The 21,705-nt window shown below is 46.7% G+C and carries 21 protein-coding genes and 2 pseudogenes; 17 read left to right on the forward strand and 6 right to left on the reverse strand.

Features of this window, described 5'->3' with window-relative positions; all coding sequences use genetic code 11:
- Window positions 1-27 precede the first annotated feature (27 nt).
- The 7 genes from P40081_RS01725 (at window position 28) to P40081_RS38135 (ending at window position 6,246) form a co-directional block, all read left to right on the forward strand.
- On the forward strand, window positions 28-1,647 hold the full coding sequence (locus tag P40081_RS01725; RefSeq protein WP_042132884.1) for an ABC transporter substrate-binding protein: 1,620 nt from the start codon (window positions 28-30) through the stop codon (window positions 1,645-1,647).
- Window positions 1,648-1,734: 87 nt separating this feature from the next.
- A complete protein-coding gene (locus P40081_RS01730) occupies window positions 1,735-2,685 on the forward strand; it encodes an ABC transporter permease (protein WP_039300002.1) in 951 nt (316 codons plus the stop codon).
- Between the two features lie 4 nt (window positions 2,686-2,689).
- Complete coding sequence (locus P40081_RS01735) at window positions 2,690-3,535, forward strand: ABC transporter permease (RefSeq protein WP_039300005.1); 846 nt, start codon at window positions 2,690-2,692, stop codon at window positions 3,533-3,535.
- 14 nt (window positions 3,536-3,549) lie between these two features.
- Window positions 3,550-4,563 carry an ABC transporter ATP-binding protein gene (locus tag P40081_RS01740; protein WP_042132887.1) on the forward strand — a complete coding sequence of 338 codons (1,014 nt, stop codon included), beginning with the start codon at window positions 3,550-3,552 and terminating at the stop codon, window positions 4,561-4,563.
- On the forward strand, window positions 4,556-5,473 hold the full coding sequence (locus tag P40081_RS01745; protein WP_042132889.1) for an ABC transporter ATP-binding protein: 918 nt from the start codon (window positions 4,556-4,558) through the stop codon (window positions 5,471-5,473). Before P40081_RS01740 ends, P40081_RS01745 begins: the two co-directional genes overlap by 8 nt.
- 71 nt (window positions 5,474-5,544) lie before the next feature.
- A complete protein-coding gene (locus tag P40081_RS01750) occupies window positions 5,545-5,994 on the forward strand; it encodes a hypothetical protein (RefSeq protein WP_042132890.1) in 450 nt (149 codons plus the stop codon).
- 87 nt (window positions 5,995-6,081) lie between these two features.
- Entirely contained in the window at window positions 6,082-6,246 is a 165-nt protein-coding gene (locus tag P40081_RS38135; RefSeq protein WP_156118508.1) for a hypothetical protein, read from the forward strand.
- On the opposite strand, the gene P40081_RS38140 is transcribed toward P40081_RS38135, so the two are convergent.
- Together P40081_RS38140 and P40081_RS38145 are read right to left on the reverse strand one after the other, a co-directional pair.
- Entirely contained in the window at window positions 6,243-6,395 is a 153-nt protein-coding gene (locus P40081_RS38140) for a hypothetical protein (RefSeq protein ID WP_156118509.1), read from the reverse strand. The two genes, P40081_RS38135 and P40081_RS38140, sit on opposite strands and share 4 nt — an antisense overlap.
- Window positions 6,396-6,975: 580 nt before the next feature.
- Window positions 6,976-7,539, reverse strand: a complete 564-nt coding sequence (locus tag P40081_RS38145; RefSeq protein WP_197074318.1) for a hypothetical protein — start codon at window positions 7,537-7,539, stop codon at window positions 6,976-6,978.
- Between the two features lie 435 nt (window positions 7,540-7,974).
- Here P40081_RS38145 and P40081_RS01765 point away from each other — a divergent pair, with 435 nt between their 5' ends.
- On the forward strand, window positions 7,975-8,808 hold the full coding sequence (locus tag P40081_RS01765) for an MBL fold metallo-hydrolase (protein WP_042132894.1): 834 nt from the start codon (window positions 7,975-7,977) through the stop codon (window positions 8,806-8,808).
- Between the two features lie 8 nt (window positions 8,809-8,816).
- Here P40081_RS01765 and P40081_RS01770 read toward each other — a convergent pair whose 3' ends face one another.
- Window positions 8,817-9,656 (reverse strand): SDR family oxidoreductase, encoded by an 840-nt coding sequence (locus P40081_RS01770; RefSeq protein ID WP_042132896.1) that lies wholly within the window; start codon window positions 9,654-9,656, stop codon window positions 8,817-8,819.
- Window positions 9,657-9,873: 217 nt separating this feature from the next.
- Here P40081_RS01770 and P40081_RS01775 point away from each other — a divergent pair, with 217 nt between their 5' ends.
- The 3 genes from P40081_RS01775 to P40081_RS39665 all read left to right on the forward strand — a co-directional run bounded on the left by P40081_RS01775 (window position 9,874) and on the right by P40081_RS39665 (window position 12,845).
- Window positions 9,874-10,902, forward strand: coding sequence for an AI-2E family transporter (locus tag P40081_RS01775; RefSeq protein ID WP_042132898.1), 1,029 nt, complete (start codon window positions 9,874-9,876; stop codon window positions 10,900-10,902).
- A 153-nt stretch (window positions 10,903-11,055) separates the two neighbouring features.
- Complete coding sequence (locus tag P40081_RS01780) at window positions 11,056-12,072, forward strand: S66 family peptidase (protein WP_042132899.1); 1,017 nt, start codon at window positions 11,056-11,058, stop codon at window positions 12,070-12,072.
- A gap of 650 nt (window positions 12,073-12,722) precedes the next feature.
- Window positions 12,723-12,845 carry a hypothetical protein gene (locus tag P40081_RS39665; protein ID WP_256703813.1) on the forward strand — a complete coding sequence of 41 codons (123 nt, stop codon included), beginning with the start codon at window positions 12,723-12,725 and terminating at the stop codon, window positions 12,843-12,845.
- A 134-nt stretch (window positions 12,846-12,979) separates the two neighbouring features.
- Here the strand turns inward: P40081_RS39665 and P40081_RS39980 are convergent.
- Window positions 12,980-13,427: pseudogene (locus P40081_RS39980) on the reverse strand (DDE-type integrase/transposase/recombinase); the annotation flags it as partial.
- 116 nt (window positions 13,428-13,543) lie between these two features.
- Here P40081_RS39980 and P40081_RS38150 point away from each other — a divergent pair.
- The 5 genes and pseudogenes from P40081_RS38150 to P40081_RS01810 all read left to right on the forward strand — a co-directional run bounded on the left by P40081_RS38150 (window position 13,544) and on the right by P40081_RS01810 (window position 17,661).
- Window positions 13,544-14,212 carry a hypothetical protein gene (locus P40081_RS38150; RefSeq protein ID WP_156118511.1) on the forward strand — a complete coding sequence of 223 codons (669 nt, stop codon included), beginning with the start codon at window positions 13,544-13,546 and terminating at the stop codon, window positions 14,210-14,212.
- A pseudogene (locus P40081_RS01790) lies at window positions 14,155-15,098 on the forward strand (5-methyltetrahydropteroyltriglutamate--homocysteine methyltransferase). The gene P40081_RS38150 and the pseudogene P40081_RS01790 overlap by 58 nt, the downstream one beginning before the upstream one ends.
- Before the next feature lie 150 nt (window positions 15,099-15,248).
- The gene (locus P40081_RS01795; protein ID WP_052421632.1) at window positions 15,249-15,470 is read left to right on the forward strand and encodes a helix-turn-helix transcriptional regulator; all 222 of its coding nucleotides are present in this window, start codon (window positions 15,249-15,251) and stop codon (window positions 15,468-15,470) included.
- A gap of 329 nt (window positions 15,471-15,799) precedes the next feature.
- Window positions 15,800-16,717, forward strand: coding sequence for an ABC transporter ATP-binding protein (locus tag P40081_RS01805; protein WP_231575267.1), 918 nt, complete (start codon window positions 15,800-15,802; stop codon window positions 16,715-16,717).
- A complete protein-coding gene (locus P40081_RS01810; RefSeq protein WP_042132904.1) occupies window positions 16,717-17,661 on the forward strand; it encodes a DUF2705 family protein in 945 nt (314 codons plus the stop codon). The genes P40081_RS01805 and P40081_RS01810 overlap by 1 nt, the downstream gene beginning before the upstream one ends.
- A 103-nt stretch (window positions 17,662-17,764) precedes the next feature.
- Here P40081_RS01810 and P40081_RS01815 read toward each other — a convergent pair whose 3' ends face one another.
- Window positions 17,765-20,908, reverse strand: coding sequence for a type 2 lanthipeptide synthetase LanM family protein (locus P40081_RS01815; protein WP_042132906.1), 3,144 nt, complete (start codon window positions 20,906-20,908; stop codon window positions 17,765-17,767).
- A gap of 119 nt (window positions 20,909-21,027) precedes the next feature.
- Window positions 21,028-21,273 (reverse strand): plantaricin C family lantibiotic, encoded by a 246-nt coding sequence (locus P40081_RS01820; protein WP_042132907.1) that lies wholly within the window; start codon window positions 21,271-21,273, stop codon window positions 21,028-21,030.
- 137 nt (window positions 21,274-21,410) lie between these two features.
- On the opposite strand from P40081_RS01820, the gene P40081_RS37160 reads away from it, so the two are divergent.
- Window positions 21,411-21,623, forward strand: coding sequence for a class II lanthipeptide, LchA2/BrtA2 family (locus P40081_RS37160; protein ID WP_076243499.1), 213 nt, complete (start codon window positions 21,411-21,413; stop codon window positions 21,621-21,623).
- Window positions 21,624-21,705: the final 82 nt, after the last annotated feature.

Genomic DNA, 21,705 nt, shown 5'->3' on the forward strand with positions numbered 1-21,705 from the left:
TGCTCATAGACATGGAGGAGAGAGATAATGCGTAAAGGGATATCAGGGGTTGTCATTCTAGTTCTACTAACACTAATGATTAGTGCATGCTCTAATGGAAATAACGCGGCATCGACAAATGCGGGTGCAAGCCAGACACCGGCGGAAACGCAGCAGCCTGCTGCCAGCGAACCGAAGGATGGCGGAAGCTTGATTATAGGGGTCGCTTCTGATCCGGTTGTACTTAATCCGAACTATGCGGGTGACCGTGTCAGTCTGACGATTGACCAGGCACTGTATGCTCCGCTGTTCCAGGTGAATAACGGGGAGAAGACCTTCTACCTGGCAGAGAGCCTGACACCTTCGGAGGATAATCTTACTTACACACTGAAGCTTAAGGATGGACTTACCTGGCATGACGGAGAGAAGCTTACGGCGGATGATATCGTGTTCACCATTGACAGCATTCTCGACGAGAAGCAGAACAGCTTCCTGAGAGCCAACTTCCTGATCGGCGACCAAGCCATCAAAGCGGTTAAAGTGGATGATCTGACTGTTGACTTCCAGCTTCCGCAGGTCAGCCCGGCTTTTGAAGCGACACTGGTACAGGTATTCCCGATTCCAAAGCATATTTTTGAGAATGAAACCGACATTGAGAAGAGCACCAAGAACGCTTCTCCAGTAGGTTCCGGTCCCTTCAAATTCAAAGAATACAAAGCCGGTGAGTACCTGACACTGGAACGCTTCGATAACTACTTCGGCGGCAAACCGCATCTGGATTCTGTAACTTACCGGATTGCCAAGGATACCAATGCTGCGAACCTTGCCCTGCAGAACGGCGAGATCAACGTGCAGTATCTTGATCCTAAGGATGTAGCTACCATTCAGGCAACGAACAATTTCGAAATTCTGCCTTATAGCGAAGGCCGTCTGGCTTATCTGATGTTCAATGCGAACAGTGATACCGGCGCCCTCGCCAAAAAAGAAGTCCGTCAAGCCCTGTCCCTGGCCCTCAGCCGCGATGAGCTGATCCAGACAGCGTACACTTCCAGTGAATATGCTGACCCGGCGAAGTCATTCCTGACTCCGGACGCGCTGTATTTCACGAATGAAGTAACTAGTTTTGACAATGATGCCGCTAAGGCTAAGGAACTTCTGGCGTCTGCCGGAGAGAGCAACCTGAAGCTTCGTTACATTGTACAGAGCGGTAACAAGGCACAGGAAGCAATCTCGCTGTATGTGCAGCAGAAGCTGAAGGCTGTCGGCGTGGAAGTGGAACTGCAGAACATGGACTCCTCGGCCTGGGTGCAGAAGTTCATTGATCTGAAATCTACCGACTACGAACTGGCATTGACCGGTTATATCATGGGATATGATCCCGATGCTTACCGTATTCTGTTCACAACAGACAGCTCTTCCAACTACTCGCATTACTCGAACAGTGAAGTTGATAAGCTGATGAATGACGGTGCAGGCGAAGCTGATCCGGCAAAACGCGCAGAGATCTACAAGAAAGCGCAGGAGCTTGTCGCTGAAGATGCACCGATCTACCCGATCGCGTATACTAAAACAGTTGTAGCTGTATCGAAGAACTACGGCGGCATTGATGAAGCTGTATTGAAGCCGGTCGTTATCTTCGAAGACCTGTCCAAGATCTACCAGAAATAATCTGCCCCAAAAAATAAGCAAGGCAAAAAAATAAGCTGGGTTCTTCCAGCTTATTTTTTGCCTGTCAAGAGCTGGGAGAAGCTGCGTATGAGACAACTCATCGTCCGAAGGTTGCTGCAAACACTGCCGATGCTGTTTTTTGTATCCGTAGTGTGTTTTACAATGATTAAGCTGGCTCCGGGAGATCCGGTGCTGTCTTTCGTTACGCCCAATATGCATGCCGATGATATTGAGCGTATCCGCCATAATCTGGGGCTTGATAAGCCTGCCTATATTCAATATTTCATCTGGATCAAGGAAATGGTGCAGGGCAACTTCGGATATTCCCTGATCAATCACCAGCCGGTGCTGGGACAGATTCTGGAACGTCTGCCGGCAACAGCCGGGCTGATGGGCAGCGCCATTGCGCTGGCGGTGATTCTGGCGATTCCGCTAGGCCTCGTGGCCGGTGCGAACCGCAACCGCTGGGTAGACAAGCTGATTAACTTTATTTCCTATGTAGGGATCTCCATTCCGTTATTCTGGCTGGCGATCCTGCTGATGTATCTGTTCGCCATTAAGCTGCATCTGCTGCCGAGTATGGGGATGCGCACGATTGGCGTGGAATCGCCGCTGGATGTACTGAAGCACGGGATCTTGCCTTGCTCGGTGCTGGCCTTCGGCTTCCTGGCCGGATATGTGCGTTATATCCGCTCCAGCACCATTGGTCAGCTGAAAGAGGAATATGTGCAGATCCAGTACGCTTTTGGCTCGAAGAAATCGACAATCCTGTTCCGTCATGTCCTGAAGCATGTGCTGCTGCCGGTCATTACCCTGCTGGGGATGTCGATGGGGGATCTGGTGGCCGGGGCCATCGTCACCGAAACGGTATTCTCCTGGCCGGGCATCGGGTCGCTGGGGATGACGGCGGTTAAGGGAATGGATTATCCCGTCATTATGGGGATCACCTTATTTTCTTCCTTAATGCTGATCCTCGGTAATATGGTGGCAGATATTCTCTACAGCTTTGTCGATCCGCGAATTAAATTAAAGGGGTGACCTCATGAATCGCAGTAAATGGAAAAATCTACAATCAGAGCTGTTTACGAACGGTCTGGGTGTCGCTGCTCTTGCTGTATTGGCTATCTTTACGCTGGGGGCCATCTTTGCCTTCCTGTCCGGATATGATCCGAATGCCATGGATGCCATGGCCCGCCTCACCAAGCCCGGCGCCGGACATCTGTTCGGAACGGATGACTATGGACGCGATTATCTGTCCAGAGCGCTATATGGCGGCCGTGTCTCGCTGCTGGTCGGGTTTGCTTCCATGATCGTGGCTACCTTCGTGGGTGTGATGGTTGGTGTGATCAGCGGATACTTCGGCGGCTGGCTGGATAATCTGCTGATGCGGATGCTGGATATCATCATGTCCATTCCGTCCTTCCTGATCCTGCTGCTGCTCAGCGTCTACCTGAAGCCGAGCATCGGCAACCTGATTATTATTATTGCCTTATTAATGTGGATGAACGTAGCCCGTGTCGTCCGCGCGGAGACCCTTACGATCAAGGAACGCGAATATGTGCTGTACGCCAAGGCTTCCGGCCAAAGCTCCTTCGGTATGATCTGGCGGCATATCCTTCCGGGACTGGTGCCGGTGATTATCGTCGGCGCGACGAATAATATTGCGTCGGCCATTATGATGGAATCGTCGCTGAGCTTCCTCGGTTTCGGGGTACAGCCGCCGAACGCCACCTGGGGCAGCATGCTGAACAGCGCGCAGGGGTATATTGCAGAGGCGCCTTATCTGGCACTGTTCCCGGGGCTGATGATCCTGCTGACCGTTCTGAGCTTCAATGTGCTGGGTGATATTTTGCGGGTCGGCTTTGAACCAAAGCTGATCCGGAGATAGGAGAGTGGAACATCATGACTGAACGGCTGCTGACTGTTGAGAATTTGCAGGTTTCATTTGCTACCCGGGACGGCGAGAATCAGGCCGTCCGCGGCGTTAGCTTCCATATAGATGCCGGTGAAACGGTGGGGATTGTCGGAGAATCCGGCAGCGGCAAAAGCGTTACCGCCAAGGCGGTCATGTCCCTGATCACGCCGCCGGGCCGCATGACTGCCGGGAAACTGGAGTTTCGCGGCGAGAGTCTGAAGGGACTCACGGAGAAGCAGTGGCGGACCCTGCGCGGGAACCGGATCGCGATGGTCTTTCAGGACCCGATGACCTCGCTGAATCCGGTCAAAAGAATAGGCCAGCAATTAACCGAAGTTATCCGCAGACACCGCGGACTCAATAAAGCGGAGGCGTATGCCGAGGCGGCGGAAATCCTCCGCCAGGTTGGCATACGTGATCCGGAGCAGCGCCTGAAGCAGTATCCGCATGAATTCAGCGGAGGCATGCGCCAGCGGGTCATGATCGCGATGGCGCTCTCCTGCCAGCCGGAGCTGCTGATTGCCGATGAGCCGACCACAGCGCTGGATGCAACCATCCAGGCGCAGATTCTGGATCTGTTCAAGGAGCTGAAAGAACGGTCGGATACAGCGGTAGCGCTGATTACCCATGACCTCGGTGTCGTGGCCCAGGTCTGCACGCGGGTCATTGTGATGTATGGCGGACTTGTGATGGAGGAGGGCACGGTGGAGGATATCTTCTATCGTCCCCAGCATCCTTATACACAAGGGCTGCTGCGTTCGATTCCGAAGCGCGGCGGCGGATCGCGGGAGCGGCTGATTCCGATTGAAGGCACACCGCCCGATCTGCTGAATCCGCCGCCCGGCTGTCCGTTTATGGACCGCTGCCCGCATGCTTTTGCCCGCTGCAGTGAACGTCCGCCGGTAGTAGAGCTTGCACCTGGCCACCGCTCGATGTGCTGGCTGGCTGAAGGTGCAGAGCAGCAGGCGGCAGTTACAGTGGGGAGGGATTCCGGTGAGTGAGAGCAAGGTGCTCGTAGATGTGAACAATCTCAAGAAGCATTTCTCCAAAGGCAAGGATATGCGGGGACGTGATACGGCTGTGCTTAAGGCCGTGGACGGCGTCAGCTTCCAGATCCGCCAGGGCGAGACCTTCGGACTGGTGGGTGAATCCGGGAGCGGCAAGTCAACGGTTGGCCGCTGTCTGCTCCGCCTGTACGATTATACGGACGGCGAGGTATTCTATGACGGGCAGCCGCTGGGCAAGCTGGGCGAGAAAGGGCTGAAGCCGTTCCGCAGACGGATTCAGTCGATTTTTCAGGACCCGTACTCTTCACTGAACCCCAGCCTGAATGTGCTGGAATTGATCAGTGAGCCGATGCGGATTCATGGACTCTACCCAGGCGGAGAGCGCAAGGAAGCCGTGGCGGAGCTGCTGGAGAAGGTGGGACTCAAAAGAGAGCATCTCTACCGCTTCCCGCATGAGTTCAGCGGCGGGCAACGCCAGCGGATCTCCATCGCCCGGGCGCTGTCGGTCCGGCCCGAGTTCGTCGTCTGCGACGAGCCGATCTCGGCGCTGGATGTCTCCGTGCAGGCCCAGGTCGTCAATATGCTGGAGGATCTGCAGTCCGAATTCGGACTGACCTATCTGTTCATTGCCCATGACCTGTCGATGGTCCGGCATATCTCTGACCGGATTGGCGTCATGTACGGCGGCCGCCTCGTTGAGGTTGCGGAGAGCGATGAGCTGTATGACAATCCGCAGCATCCGTATACCAAGGCGCTGCTGTCTTCCATTCTGGAGACGGACCCGCTGAAGGCCAGCCAGCGAATCCGGCTGGATGCCTACTCGGTAACGCGCGGGGATGAGGAAGCCGCTGTGCTGCGGGAAGTCAGCCCGGGGCATTACGTGGCTGGAGATTTTACGGACTGAATTCAGGTAATGTCTGAGCAATGATCAAATGATCAGGATATGAGCACTTATGTGGATAAGGAGGATCTATAATGACAGAAACGAAGAACAAGGTAAAGTTATCGCAATGGGACGCCCTGCTGGTGGAATCGCTGCGTTCTCTGGGCTGGTCCGATGAAGAACTGCTGCGGCGGGTTGCCGAAGGGGATCTGCCTGCCGACGAGAGTGAATACGAGTTCGATTACGGGCAGCTGTCTACGCTGGCTGGTGAACAGCCGAAGCTGTTCCGTCAGGCCGTGACCGAAGGCTACCAGATCAAATACAACACGATCCGCGGCATCCGCAGCTGGATTGCCGTTGCACTCCGCACCCAGCCGAAGCTGGAGCTGGAGGAAGGCCGCGAAGCAGTCGAAGCGGTGTTATCGGAATCACAGAAGCAACGGCTGGAGGATGTATTATCCTTCGGCTGGCAGATTACCGGCGGCGGATCAGCCGCAGATGGCGGCAACGCTACTTACCGGATCGAGCCGATCCAGCGGTAACAGCGGAGCTGAGCAGCAGAGACAAGCTGCATAATTATGTGTATGTTAAGAATTAGCCCTTCGGCTTTGTGCCGGAGGGCTTTTTGCATGATGAATACAGAAACTGTGGGGCATTTCATAAAAGATACTGGTCTGTCGCTGTTGATCGGGAAACCGGGAAATTTGATTTCAAAGAATATAAACAGAAGTTTTGATAAAACCGTTTGTGATGGATGGTTGACGCAAACTGTGAAGGAAGAGGAAAGCAGTTAAAGCCGGCTGATTTCAGGGACTTTCATTTTTTGAGCAGAGGCCAGAATAAGCAAAGCTCGACGGACCTGAACCGGATCGGCTCCTTTGCGGGCAATCCGCAGAAGGCGGTTGCCTTCTTCCTGAGTTAAATCACGAACAAAAATAGTCATGCCGCTCACCTCGAGAGAGTTGGATTTACGTATAATTACCCGTTTTCCCAACTATGATCACGGAAGGGGCACTAGTTAAATTTTTGAAAAGCTCAAGTCGTTTACGGTGAAATTTCACCCTAACGACTTGAGCAACAATAAAGTGTTTTTTTTGTTCTAATTTTTGTTTATCTTGAGATTTATTAAGAAAAATGAAAAATTTAAAAATATAAACAGGAGCAAAAGATTCATATTTACGTCTTCAAGTTTTACTACCCATGGAATCATTGGAGTGAAAAAATTCAATAAAAAAAGCATAAACGAGTTTATATCTTTCTTTTTGGTAAATCTATATTTAATCCAATTATAAATAACATAAATCAAACCAACAGAATTAACACATAAAATAGTCACATAGTAAACCGTTTGTTCCACCGAAAATTCCCTTCTGCTTTGTAATTATACTAGCTAGTTTATCACCAAGCTTGTATAGTTCCGGCGCGTACCATTCAGGAACTGTTAGAGCAATTGGAGAATCCAATGAAGGTGGAACCTAATTTGGCGAACCCCCTTCATTGTCACTTCGCTGGTTCTAGGTCAATTACATAGCCGATAATGTTTGATAAGCATTATTTATAGCGGAGTCACAATCCTTGTTTGAATTATAAACCCCCCAAATTGTAGCAGCAAAAGCTGGAGCCGATGCAATAAGTCCTGGAATTGCAGCTAAAGAAATAACTACAGCAATTCCAGCCGCTTTAGCTGCATACTGAAAAGCTTTCAACGAGCTTAGAGATCCAGAAAAAGAATTAACATACATTTTATAGTCCGATGCTTGTGAATTAGATTGCGAAAAGTACTTACTTACGTTACTTCCAGTTGGACCATAGTCATAATGTTGGTAAGTTGCTGCATAAAAAGTACCACCAGCGGTAGAAGAATAGTTATCGTAATAACAAGACCCCTTATCGCCCCCTGCTTCAAGTATTTGAATTCCGCCTGAACTTGGACTTGTTTTAATTTGCGTGTCTTCAATTTTAACATTATTTAGATATACAGTTCCATCGGTTTTCGTTGTGATGACATCGGTTTTTGTATTATCTGTGTATATTTTACCATAGGATTCCATCCCTGGCTGCAGTACATAAGTTTTGGTGTCCGTCACCTGACCCGATACGCCGTCTTTAACTCAGTGGTGGTTGTGGATACATATGGAGCATTTTTCGCTGCGACACTTCCTTCTGAATTGTTACCAGGTGCGGCCATTGAAGCCGTAGCGCTAGTTAGGAAAAACACTCCACACAGTAATGGTAAAAAAATCGATTTCACTTTAAATTAATTGACTCCTAAAAAATGGTATTTTAAGTACAGGTGTATACTACTCCAGTTTCTGGAAAATGTAAATAAATATATTGTAAAGAAATATAAGGATTTCATAATATTGATATGCGAAGCGTACTAAAGAAGGTGGATACATCTACTTTTCTTTCGTTTGTGGAGTAACAACGCCCTTTTTCAACCGAAACACTAGATGTAGAATAGTCATAGGATAAGAATCGTAAACTATAAAGCGGGTGTAATGTCCCTTGGGAGGTATTTAATGTTTAGATGGAAGCGTGGTCCTGTAACTCTGTTCCAAAGTGATCTGTACATGACGAATTCACTTGTAATGGAGACGGACGATTGTGTGCTGGTAACCGATCCCTGCTGGCTGCCCCGTGAGGTGGAGGAAATCCGGCGGTATGTAGACAACATTCTTGGCGCGAGGAAGCTGCTCCTGTTATTCACTCATTCTGATTTCGATCATATTATCGGATATGGGGCCTTCAGGGATGCTGAAGTCATCGCAAGCAGGGCATTCGCGGACAAAAGCGCCGGGGAACGCGAAGATATTCTTGAACAGATCCGGGTATTCGAAGATAGTTATTATCTCAGGAGAGACTATGAAATCACGTATCCGCTGGTGGATCATGTGATGGAGCAGGATGGGCAGACGCTGGTATTCGGGGATTTGAAGCTGACGGGATATGCTGCGCCGGGCCATACGGATGATGGGCTATTTACTATAGTGGAGTCTGCCGGGCTGTTCATTGCCGGAGACTACTTGTCTGACGTGGAGTTCCCCTATATCTACGACAGCAGTCTGGCTTACGAAGCAACGCTCGGCAAGCTGGAGCAGATATTGGCCCGGCACCCGTTCACGCTGCTGGTCCCCGGACACGGGGAGGCAACGGACAGCAGCGTAGAACTGGAGCGGCGCAGGGAAGAGAGCCTGAAGTATATCCACAACATGCGTACGGCTGTAGCTTCAGGCATCCAGGAAACGGTTGATGCTCTGATCGAAGGCTGTGCGTTCCCGCCCAATATGTCCAACTTCCACCGCAGCAATCAGGAGCTGATCGCGAAGGAGCTGGCCGGAGAAGCGGAAGACTGACGCTGCAGTTACATATCCAGCTGGATTTTTCGAATATGAAGTACACCGTCAAGTCCGGTAGGGTCTGTACTGACCTTGCGGGAGACGAATTCTTCGGCCCGTTCGGAGGTGCGCAGGCGCAGCGGCTTGGTCTCCAGCTGGACCAGATCCCACATAACGTCTGCTACGGACTCTGCAGTCTGCGGTTCTACATTCCTTTTCAGGAAGGTCCCTGTGTAGGCATCAAGAATCGGCTTGTATTCATCTTCGAGGATGCCGCCGGTGTCTGCTACATGCCCAAGGACGGTCTTATTGAATTCTGTAGCGATGGCGCCAGGCTCAAGCAGGGTAATGTCGATATTGAATTGCGGCTTGTAATAGGTAGCCAGACTCTCCAGCAGTCCCTCCACCGCGAATTTACTGGCGCAGTAGATCTCGTTCATCGGTTGTCCAATGAGCCCGCCGACACTGGACGTAGCAACAATATGGCCGTAGCCGGTCTTGCGCAGCAGGGGCAGTGCAGCCCGGATCGTATGCATAACCCCGTACACATTAGTATCGAATATGCGCTCGATATCAGTGAATGGAGCTTGTCCAAGCGCCCGGAGATAGCCGAACCCGGCATTGCAGAACAGTACAGCCAGCGTACCGTGCTCCTGGTCAATCTGGTCGATAACCCGCTGAATGCTGTCCGGCTGCGTAACCTCCAGTTCTACGAACTGCAGATTGTCCACATTGCGGTACAATTCCTGATCGCGCTCCAGATGGCGGGTGCCGGCGTAGACCGTCCAGCCTTCCTGTGCAAACTTCAGCGCGGACGCCAGGCCGATGCCGGATGATGCTCCGGTGATGCAGATGATTTTGCCCATAAGGGATACAGCCTCCATTGATTTGGAATTAAATTGCTTCTACCTTCATGATTTCGCACACATTATAGCATAAAGCAGCCGATGTTCTGGCAAGATGACATAAAGTTTGTTTTTTCGCGTATTTTTGACTCTGCCGAAGTTGCTATAATTGTTTTCGTTACGGTACACTATAACTAAAGGTCCTAATCGCCTGCGAATGGAGAGGAACAAGGAAACAATGGATGTATTCAAGCGTTACTTTGCAAATTTAACAGTCCGCCGCTTTTTAATTCTGGCACTGATTGGACTGCTGCTGTACAGTATTAGAGACATGCTGAATCTGGTGCTGCTTACGTTCCTGATTGCTTATGTAATGAACAGCTTTCAGGTGCTTTTGAGCAAAAGAATCGGCAAATATGTCAAGGTGAACAGCAAGGTAATCATTATTATTTTATACTTAGCGCTCATCACTATGATCGTACTGGCCCTTGTCAAATATCTGCCCAAGGTCTTCTCGCAGATTAAGCAATTAACCGCGTTTCTCGGAACACTAACCTCTGACGACATCCCACAGAACGAGATTATGCAGTATTTATTCAGCATGGTTAAGGAATTGAACTACCAGAGCTATTTGAATCAAGGCATTGAATACGTGTTCAAAATCAGTGACTGGGGAACTACGTTCGTCCTGTCAACGATTCTGAGCCTTGTCTTCATCCTGGAGAAGAACAGAATTGTCAGCTTCACCTCCCGCCTGAGAGACAGCAAGATCTCCTGGTTCTATGTAGAGCTTGAGTATTTCGGCAGGAAATTCATAGCCTCCTTCGGTAAAGTCATTGAAGCCCAGATCCTGATTGCGCTGTTCAATACTTTGTTCACGGTTGTCGGGTTATGGATCATGGGTTTCTTTTTCGAACCCTTCCCGTATCTCTTTGCGCTCGCCATTATGATCTTCATGCTCAGCCTGATTCCAGTGGTCGGCTTTGTCATTTCGCTTATTCCGCTATGCATCATCGGCTACAATACCGGCGGACTGGTGATGACGATCTACATACTGGCTATGATTGCCGTGCTGCATGTCATGGAAGGCTACTTCCTCAACCCTAAGCTGATGTCCTCCAAAATGAACCTTCCAATGTTCTACACCTTCATCGTGCTGCTGTTCTCCGAGCATTATATCGGCGTATGGGGACTGATTCTCGGCATTCCGATCTTCGTCTTTTTCCTGGATATTCTGGAGATTAGCCGTGATAAGCCGGGAACCTGAGGGATAAGGATATAAGGTGGAACAACGATAAATACACGATCCAATAGATAAATGACATACACAAACATATAAGAGATATTCATAATAGGTGATATTCAAACTGCTTATGGTTTGGGTATCACTTTTTATTAGGATTAAGGAGGATACGCAAAAATGATCAGATATCCGTCATTAGAAGCAGAAGCAGTTATAGGTGTGACAGCTCCTTCATCGGGAGTAGGGGAGGAACTGCGTGAACTGCTCGAGCTAGCCTGCAGCCGGCTGCAGGAGCAGGGTTATGGCGTGGTATGCGGAGCAACGGCGTGGACGCAGGATAAGGCCAAGTCTGCACCGGCAAGCGTGCGTGCGGCTGAATTCAATGCCATGATGGCCGATGACAGCATCGGGCTCATCATCCCGCCTTGGGGCGGGGAGCTGCTGATCGAGATTCTGGAGCAGGTAGATTTCGATCACATGAAGGTCAAATGGATTCTCGGTTACTCTGATATCAGTGTGCTGCTGCTGGCCGTTACTCTCCGGACAGGCATTGCCACTGCTCACGGCACCAATTTTATTGATTTACGTGGAAAAGAGACAGACCCGGTGACAGCTATGTGGGAATCCGTGCTGTCTACAGCAAGCGGGGAACCGGTACTTCAGCATTCCTCACAGCAGTACCAGCTGGAATGGGGAGGCGGTGAGCCTTCACCCCATGTGTTCAATCTTACCGAAATCACCAACTGGAAGACTGTAGGTAATCAGAACGTAACTATGCAGGGCCGGCTGCTCGGCGGCTGTATTGATGTAATCCGGCATCTCATCGGCACGCCGTATGGGGATGTGCGGCATTTCCGGCAGCATTACATCCAGAATGAGCCCATCCTGTGGTACCTGGAGAACTGTGAGCTGTCGGTAACGGATCTGCGCAGATCCCTGCTGCAGATGAAGCTGGCCGGCTGGTTCGACCATTGCAGCGGCCTGATGTTCGGCCGGAGCGCAGCTAACCGTCCTATGGAGAATTACACCGTGGAAGATGTCTATGAGGAGCTGGCCGGGGAGCTGGAGCTGCCGGTCATTTACGATATCGACTGCGGCCATCTGCCGCCGCAACTTACGCTGGTGAACGGGGCTTTTGCGGAGGTGTTGGCTGGAGCAGGTAAAGGGACTGTGAAGCAGTATTTCCGGGCGTAATTGTAGAGGAGTTCCTTTTTGGCAAATCGTAATGAAATACATTATCGCCAAGGAGAGAATGAACCTGTCCAATACTTCAAATTAAAGAATAATTATAGCTAGCGTTAAGTACTTTTACACAGCTACCGCGGTGAACCGTACCATAAGTAGGGGCAAGTTTTTTGGAGAAAAACTCGCAGGAGCCTGTGTTTACAGCATGAGGGCCATAGGAGCAGGGGAGGTCACGTTCCGGTTGAAACGGTGCATAAACGCTCTTTTGCGAGTTTATTTGTACTACAGAGTATGTGATAAGATATTATTTCCTCATAACTATGGAATTTAGTATTTTATCTTTATTTTTATGCGGCAGATATAATAGAATGAAAAAGGAATAGAAATACGTTGAACATATGGGATATATAGGATAAAATAAAGCGGGGCGGTGAAAACTGTTCCCTACTACGGGCATTGTACTCGTAGCTTAGCAGTTCGGAGGAATTTTAAATTGCCGCGTTATGTGCGGAGGAGAAGATCGCCCCATTGGACCGATCTAAAAAGAAGAGTTAAAAAGGCGATAATTCGCAAGAGAAAGTAGAACCTGTTAAAGCAGGGAATACAAAAACGTGTTCTGCCTAGTTTCGGTACGTGCCTTCATTATCTGGAGGTAGCGGATGAAAAAAGGTAAGAAGAACAAAAACAAAAAGAATAGCTTATTGGAGCAACTAATAACGGGCGTAGTGATCAGCGTAACTGCTGAATTAATCATTGCTCTCATTCATAAGCTGTTTCAATAAGGTTGAAGGGAAGAGGGAGCTGTAACCCCTCTTCTTTTCTTTATATTCTCAAAAAAATGTTGATTTTTAACTAATAGTGCTCTGAAACTATAGAACACTGTCTGGACCTCTGTCAAGATAGTAGACACAGATCATTAAGCAGCCTGGTATAGATGAAGCTGTTCATACTCCGTGGGAGTATGGTAATCAATGGAGAAATGAATACGCCGAGTATTGTAGAAAAACTCAATGTACTCGAAAATACTCTGCTTCGCCTGTTCCCTAGTTTCATAGCGATTTAGGTAGATCAATTCCTTTTTGAATACACTATGCAGGGTCTGGACGTCCTCGGCCATAGGCCTGCTGTAGAGCGCTTATTACGAGCTCTTTCGTCATCCGCTCACCCATTTGCCATCCCACAATCTTACGGGAGTACAGATCCATGACGCTAGCCAGATACAACCAGCCTTCTCTCGTCCAGATGTAGGTAATGTCAGTTACCCATTTCTCTTCTGGCTTCGTAGCTTGAAACTCGCGGTTAAGAACGTTGTCCTGAGCAGGTAACGTATGTTTGGAATAGGTTGTTGCCTTATGCCTTTTCATATGACACAATCTCCTTTTCTAAGGCCGCTCCTTTCAATATATTCTGTGTCTACTACTCAGTCTAATTTCAGTATACGTAATGATACGCAAATGAAAATTATGTAAGGGGGATCAAAATGAATGAAAGTTTTTTAGTATCTGCGATAAAGGCATTCTTTCAAAACTCGCCGTTAGCAATGTTTTATATTGTACTATCCCTTGTGGCCATTTGGATGTACAAACAGTTCCGGGCATATTTAATTGAGAATCAAAAAAGTACAATAGGAAAAACAGAGAAAGCAATAGAAGTATATTCTGAGCTTGAAGTAACGATTCGGAAAATATTACAGGGAAATATAATATCGACATCACTTGATGAATGTATTACCAAATCAAGTTCATATTTACCTTATGAATTATTAAAAAAATACTACAATAGGGTGGAGACTGAAGAGAAGGTAGAAGGGGATAGAAATAGAAAGCTAAAAGAATTGCATCAGAAAGTAAAATACATCATTCCAGGTTGCTGCACCGCCATTGAATATTGGCATAACAAACCCGTAGCTGGCTTGTCCTACACCTTATTTGGAGATGACCGGCCCGTCTGCCGCCGAGAAATAAGCCATGGACGATACAGTAGTCGCTGCTGCCTGAACCTAACCCTATGCCCGATAACATTACGAGCGCGAGAAACAGACTCCAAACCTACGCGAGAACCGGAGCTCAGCCTTATACAATCGTTTCATACTTGCCCTCCTTTAAATTTCAAATTGTGGGCAGCCTGTTACGGCCGTCGGAACTGTTAAAATATAAAATGCAGATCGAGCACCGGGATGGTATCAGCTATCCGTTTTATGAGGATTTTGCGGGTTATGAGACTTGCGAGGCTGAGTCAATTAAGGATGTAGTGAACAAGGAAATTGAGCACGGTCTGTCGGTAATAACGGACGGTGAGTATTCGAAATCGATGTGGCATCTGGATTTTGTATGGGGCTTTGAAGGAGCTGAGCGGGAAGAACCATCATTTTATCAAAAAATTCAAGGAGTTCCACGAGCATGCCGGTGACCGTGAAACGAAGCTGTGTGTTCCATCACCGTCGCATATTTTTGGAGAGCTCTCCTGGTCTGACAACATTGGCGGCAAGGATGCCATTTACAAGAACAGACAGGAGCTGAAAGCCGGCCTCGTTAAGGCCTATAAGGAATTTGTGGGGGAATTCGCTGATCTTGGCGGCAAAATCATTCAGTTCGACGACTGCCTATGGGGGCTTTTGCAGACGATAACCCGAACTCCCCCGGGAATTATGATTCCCGTAACATGGGCGGGGGCTCGTACGTTAAGATTGCCAACCTGTTTCTGAGGCAGCTGAAGTATGACCGCTTTTTCCTGGAGTGGGATGATGAGCGTGCGGGTTCGCTTGAGCCTCTCGCTGTCTTCAAGGATCGCCGGATACCGAGATTGTACTCAGCCTGCTGTCCTCCAAGACCAATACGCTGGATGATGAAGAGCGCGTAGTCAGACTGCTGAATGAAGCAGCGACGATTATTGATAAAGGCCTGCTGTTTCTCTCTCATCAATGCGGATTTGCCTCCTGCGACGGTGGTAATGAGCTGGCAGAAGATGAGCAATGGGCGAAAATCAATCAAGGACAGCGGATTGCCAAGCAATATTGGCAGACCCAGTCTGTATAGGTAATGAAAAGGCCTATTCCATCCATAAGGAGGAATAGGCTTTTTTATTTTGGAAAAAGGGTATTTATAAAAAAAAAGTAAAGGACTCTTTACATTTGAATAAAATGGAACTATGATATTAAAAAGAATATATAACAAGGAATGGTAAATATGGGAGTTGGTGATTCTTATCTAAAAAATCATATTATTGAGTTGCGTAATGAGAGGAGCTGGACGCAGCAGCAATTGGCAGATGCCCTGCAGGTTAGCCGGCAGACGGTAATTTCTATTGAGAAAAACAAATATATGCCATCCCTAAAGCTGGCTTTCCGCATTGCTGAAGTTTTTCAGAAAAGCATCTATGATGTGTTTGATTATGAAGGGGGGGATTAAAATGAGCTCTCTTTCTCTTATGAACTCCATCCTTGCAGTAGCAGGGTTTATGGCATTTATAGGAATCGTAATTTGTGTTTCCAAGATCCGAGATGAGCGGGGAATCTACATTTTAAACAAATTTTTTAAAGTTATGTTTCTTGTCTTATGCAGCAGCTTTTCACTGATCATATTCATTAGTTCTTGGGTAGACCTGAGTTATGATCAGTATAGAAATATGGTCACAATACTGTTTTCATTGTCCATCATAACTGGTTTTTTTATCTGGATTGGTTTATGGAAACAGAATTAAATGACGGATACAGCATCCGTCTTGGGAGGATTACAAATTGGACTTTTTAATTATTGATCAAATCTCTAAAAAAATGGGGAGCAAGGATATACTAAAGAATGTTAGTTTGTCAGTTCCGAAAGGGAAAATATTCGGACTGCTTGGACCGAACGGAGCCGGAAAGACAACCTTAATCAAGATCATGGTGGGTATGATGAAGATGAGTTCGGGTGATGTCCGCATCGGGGGCAGTTCCATTCAATCTGATTATAAAAATGCTATAGAAAGAACGGGTGCTGTGATAGAGAACCCGTCATTTTACGAAGAAATGACAGGATTCCAGAACTTGCGCTATATATCAGCCTTTCGTAAAAAGCTGGGCAAGGAAGACATCGTACGCCAGCTTAAGGCATTTGGATTGAATGAGAGTGCGAACAAACGGGTCAAGAAGTATTCGTTAGGTATGAAACAGCGCCTGGGTCTGGCGGTTTCGCTGCTGCATAATCCTGATCTGGTCATTTTGGATGAGCCGACTAACGGATTGGACCCTCAAGGTATTATTGATCTACGTAAAATACTCAGAGAGCTTGCTGAGAAGCGAGGGAAAACAGTCTTTCTCTCCAGTCATTTATTATCCGAGGTGGAGATGTTGTGTGACTACTATGGTGTTATGAATAACGGAGAAATAGTGGAAATTAAAGAGAATCTCAGAATGATTAATGAGTTCCGCTATACTCTTTCATTCGAGCGGTTACATGTAGAACAAGCTAAACAGCTGTTAATAAAAGCCGGCCATAAAGTGGAGAATAACAACGGAGCGAATGATCTGGCATTTTTGTTACCTGAAGAACAAATTATGAGTGTAATCCACATGTTGAGGCAGCATGATATTGACGTGCTGAATATGAAACAGGGCAGAAAGACACTGGAAGAAGATTTTATTGAATTATTGAAAAGTGATAAGGGGGTAAGCTGATGCGGTTACTTAGAAATGAACTATATCGATTTTATAATAACCGTAACACATGGTTGATCACCATAATGCTATTCATCATTACTGTAGGATATGCAGTTTTAATTGGTTTCAGCAGCTCAGACATTACAAATGGGAATACAAACTGGAGATCCGGGATCGAGAATCAAATCAAGGAAGATCAGAAACAGATCGCTATTCTTCAGCCAAGCATGCCTATGCACCGTTTCCTCTCCGAACAAATCATAGTGAATCAATACAGGCTTGATCAGGATCTTGCCCCTTCGACCAAATATGACGTATTGACACTGATCAACGAACTAAGACCATTGACCACACTGATTACCTTGGTGGCTATTGTCTTTGCTGCTAATGCCATTTCCGCTGAATATTCAAAAGGAACTATTAAATTTGTAATAACCTCACCGATTCGCAGAGGAAGTTTCCTTCTGCTGAAATATATATCTACAGTAATAAATATTATCCTGTTGTTTGTGACATTCCTGATATTTGCATCATTATTGGGGTATGTGGGGCTGGGAACAGGTGGAAACAATTATTATCTTGCTTATCAGAATGGCGAGGTCATAAAGATGTCGATGACAGTCTATCTGTGTCTAAAGTATTTGGCAACGCTTTTGACTATTATAATGATGGCAACCTTAGCCTTTGCTATATCCGTGTTGTTCAGAAATGCGTTACTTTCAGTGAGTGTCTCCTTGCTGCTATATTTCACTGGAACTACGCTGACGCAATTTTTTGCAACGAAATATGATTGGACCAAATATTTGATTTTTACCAATTACGACTTATCTACATATTTAGATGGCACGCCAGTGATAGAGGGAATGAACCTTTCTTTTTCAGTGATTATCATGATAGTCTACTTTGTTGCGTTTATGGGAATCTCCTATCTCACTTTTACCAAAAGGGATATCACCGTTTAATAGTATTCCTTATCAGCCGTTGCCGGTATGCAGAAAAAAGCGCGTGAGGTTATCAGAGAAGTGATTCTGAGTACCTCGACGCGCTTAGATTGACTGATCAGAACTAGTTAAAATCATTGGGTGGGGCTAGATGAAGAATCTGCGGCAGTTTACCAGGAAAAGCTTCTTTGAGCAGTCCAAAGCCTACCCCGCTCCATCCAAGCATTAGGCCGACAGCCTCCACTCCGCGTGACACACCTCCATTCATTCTATACTTACTGTAATACTCCAGGAGCCTTCCGGAAAGGTCAGATACTGCTGTCTTTACAGCAGGATATTGGTCTGAGAAATTTCTTAGGATCTCAAGCTGCCCAAAATCTCCGTGGCAGAAGGATCTATTATTATCCAGACCTAATCTGAGCGTAGTCTCAATCCCGGCTTCAATTTCTGATTCCAGCATAGCATCGTGATAACCGCTTTCGCGTAAAATGTGACGGGAGAGCAGGATGCCGGGGGCTCCGTGGCACCAGGCAACGGAAAGCTGATCTCTTCCAATAGATCTCCAATTCTTTTCATCAGTTACGTACATACTTCTCTCAAATAACAAGCCTTCCTCAATCGTACGCCGGACCGTAGGATCTTCCATCAGTTTATTGTATTTTGCGAGTGCGGCCAAAATTCCTGAGGAGCCATGTGCAAAGCCGGTATAGAACTTCTGGTGATAAGGATCGCGCCAGGCGATGCCAACGGGCATTGCTGTTGCACTAGACTGTAAATGACGCACACATCGCTTCGCAAGCACAAGGATTTCCTGTTCTTTTTGCTGCTCATAAAGGGATAGAAGCACCATTAAGGCACCCGCAGCTCCTCCGGTAATATCAAATTGAGTATCCTTCTCAATCGATTCTCCAATCAGCGGTAGAAATTGCAGTGCAGCCTGGAACCATTCGGGACGCCGTTGGTTAACCGATGCGTGCTGCAGGAAGTATAGATAGCTTGTAATTCCAGTGAATCCGCCCAATTCTACATAAGGTGTCCAATCTATATCTTGTTTCTGCAGCTCGTGCAGTGAATCAATAACAGTATTTACGCATCGCACTGTAGCATCCTCAAACTGTCTATCCTCAGGAATTAGCTTGCCGAGATAGCTAAGGTAGAAGCCAATACCGGCTACACCGTTATATAAATCCAGGTTGACAGGAGATATCGTCCAGGAAATTTCATCAATACCTTTAATCATTGTGCTAATCCAGCTAATATCCTCACTGCCTTCGGCAGTAATGGATTGTTCCACAACATATCGACCAACTCTCTTTGAGCTATCTAGAATGTTGATTCCGTTCGCTTCTTCAACTGCAATGTGCCCGGTTTCTTTGCTTAAAGCCAGTGAATCTTTATGATGCTTTGCATTGAAGGAGGCCAGGATGGACATACGTATAACATGAATTTGCTCACTAAGGTCAGTTTCTGACAGGGAATGAATTTTATCTCTTACTCGGTCTAACGCCGACTTCTCAAAATAATCCATGACCAGTGTTTGATTCGTCAATTCCAAGTGTGTGCTGGAAGGAGAGGATAAGAAATAGGGAATATCCCCGTCCAAAAGATCAAGCAGTTCACTTTTTACGACATCGGCATTCGTGTTTTCATTCACAGGCTTCTCTAGTCTACTCATGAATACTTCCCGGTCAACCGCATCCCGCAGGAAGTCAGGATGGTAGCTTCGTTTAAGTAACAGGGCATAGACGGCTGTCGGCCGGATAATGGTTCTCACAGGACAAGCCTCAAATATTGTTAAAAGTGCAATGTAGGAGGATCTGTCTTGATAAATAAGTCGGTACACCTGCCGGAAGCCGTCCATAATGGAAGCTAGATAATCAACAATTTCAACAGGCTTACCCTCCAGCTTTGGCACATTCAGCGCCTCTTGAATTTCAAAAGAATCCTTGGCCAAATGCATGTCATCACGAAAAGACTGCTTAAGCTGATATGCCTCAAACGGTGCTTTTTGGGCTTCTTTCCCGCTAAGTCCGCTTAAGTCGAGCACCTTATTGCTATCTTTCTTCTCATAATAGGCGTTAAAAGGAAGAATTCCGGTTGAATTAACCGAACGGGTCAGTATGTATCGTGCTTTGGCAATAGCAGTATCCATAGAGATTTCAATGTATTTGCTCTGATGAAACAGAGATTCCAAGTCAATTAGCACCGGGTGATCCCCGCAGGCAATAATATTCTCATGATGAAAGTCAACAGCATCAATACTATACAGAATGGCCAGCAGTTGACCCAGCCGAATATAGTAGTCATTCAACTGCTCCAATGAGTCACATTCCCGGTACATAACAAAATTAGACCAACCATAGGTCCCACAATTAAGTATAGCGTTAGTGGCTAATTGCTTTAGCGGCTGTCTATGATTTATCCAACTTAGGATTTGCTGGAACTTGAGATCAACTTCATGGCTTCGGGGTTTGTATACAACCTTTTTGTTTCCAAAAGTAAGGATTGCCACCATTTTCCCTTTGTCATGGGAGTCTCCAAGACCAAGATCCAAATCGGTAAGTTCTCCGCTTACGCCAAAATAGTCTTTGATTTGTTCGGCGTCTGTTCCGAGGCGCTGTAACAATTCCGCGACGTTGTTTATCCAATAAGCCGTTTTAGTACATAGGATTCGGAGCAGCACCGGATATTCTTCAAAAAAGGATAGGATATAAGAGCGATCATTAAGGAAAGAGTCATTGAAGTTTAAATACCTTTCTTCAGACGTTTCGCCAGCCAGTTGCTCATGCACCCGTAATACGTTCAGTTCAAGAATTAGGGTTTGATAGGATATTTCCAACAGGGTTTCTTTTAAATGATACAGAGTCTTTTCTTTAACGGAGGCAGGAAGCAACACATTATAAGAAGCAAACTGGGAATCGGCTACATAAGCGAAGCGTGTTAGCAGAGCATCAAAAATAAGTGAGCTGTGATGCATTACATTCGTGGATTGAGGCTGGTTATAAGTGGCGAAAAAAAGGTCTTTTACATTCATCCAGTGATCATAGTGATATGCTTTGCCGGTATTCCATTCAATAAAGGGGGTTAAAGAGGACTTAGCGAGTAATTCCACACTGTCGCCGGTGAAGATTGAAATGGATTTGTTAAGCCAGTCCTGATCGTCATTAAACAATGTCCGCCAATAAGCAGACTTTTCCTGAATCTCCGCATTACTGATAGTTTCTGCAACAGGCTTTCTTTCATTATAGACAAAATATTTATTAGTCATGAGTTGGCACACACCTATTAAGTATTTGTTATAAAGAATAGCAAATGAGTTGTTTAAAAGTGTAAGAAAAGAAAGCGGATGGGCAATTAGGCGCCCATCCGCAGCTTCAGACGATCTGATTAATTACAGCTTGGCATACACTCTTTGCTCCATGTGCATACCCAGCCATCGTTGCCGAGTCCACGGCTGATAAAGATACTTGTACTTGTGGTCAAGGTGTTTGTATCCCACCCGCCGGCGAAGTTCTGAAGGTCTTCATCTTTCAGTTCTGCCATTACATCACCGGAAGGGTGAGGTACATCACCGAGGTTTCTTCTTGCCACCGGGTTTTTCCATGCGGATACCATCTCTTTGCTAAAAAACATAATAAATCTCTCCTTTTTGAATAATGGTAAAATAATGGTAGACTTGGAATTCCAAATATAGTATATTATTTTTTGGAAAGGATAGTCAACCCCAATTCTTACATATTGTTAAATAATTGGAAAGAGGAGATTATATTATGAAAAATTCCCAAATCCGCAATGAGTTTTTGAGAACCAGCAATGCAGTTGGTGTAGTTAGTGAGGAAGAACTGAGAATGCTCACCGGGGGAGCAGGTGACGTGAATCCAGAAACGACTCCGCTTACAACATCATCATGGCCTTGCGTCATTGGGGCAGTAGATATTTCTGCTAATCTTTGCCCAACTACTAAATGTACCAGCAAGTGCTAATAGTAATTATCAATACAAATTAAATTAAAAAGCTAAGATAAATGGCTACCCTTTCATGTAAGAATCTAGGGGATTACAACAT

Origin of the sequence: Paenibacillus sp. FSL P4-0081, from assembly GCF_000758565.1 — a bacterium.
Taxonomy (GTDB): domain Bacteria; phylum Bacillota; class Bacilli; order Paenibacillales; family Paenibacillaceae; genus Paenibacillus_AQ; species Paenibacillus_AQ phytohabitans.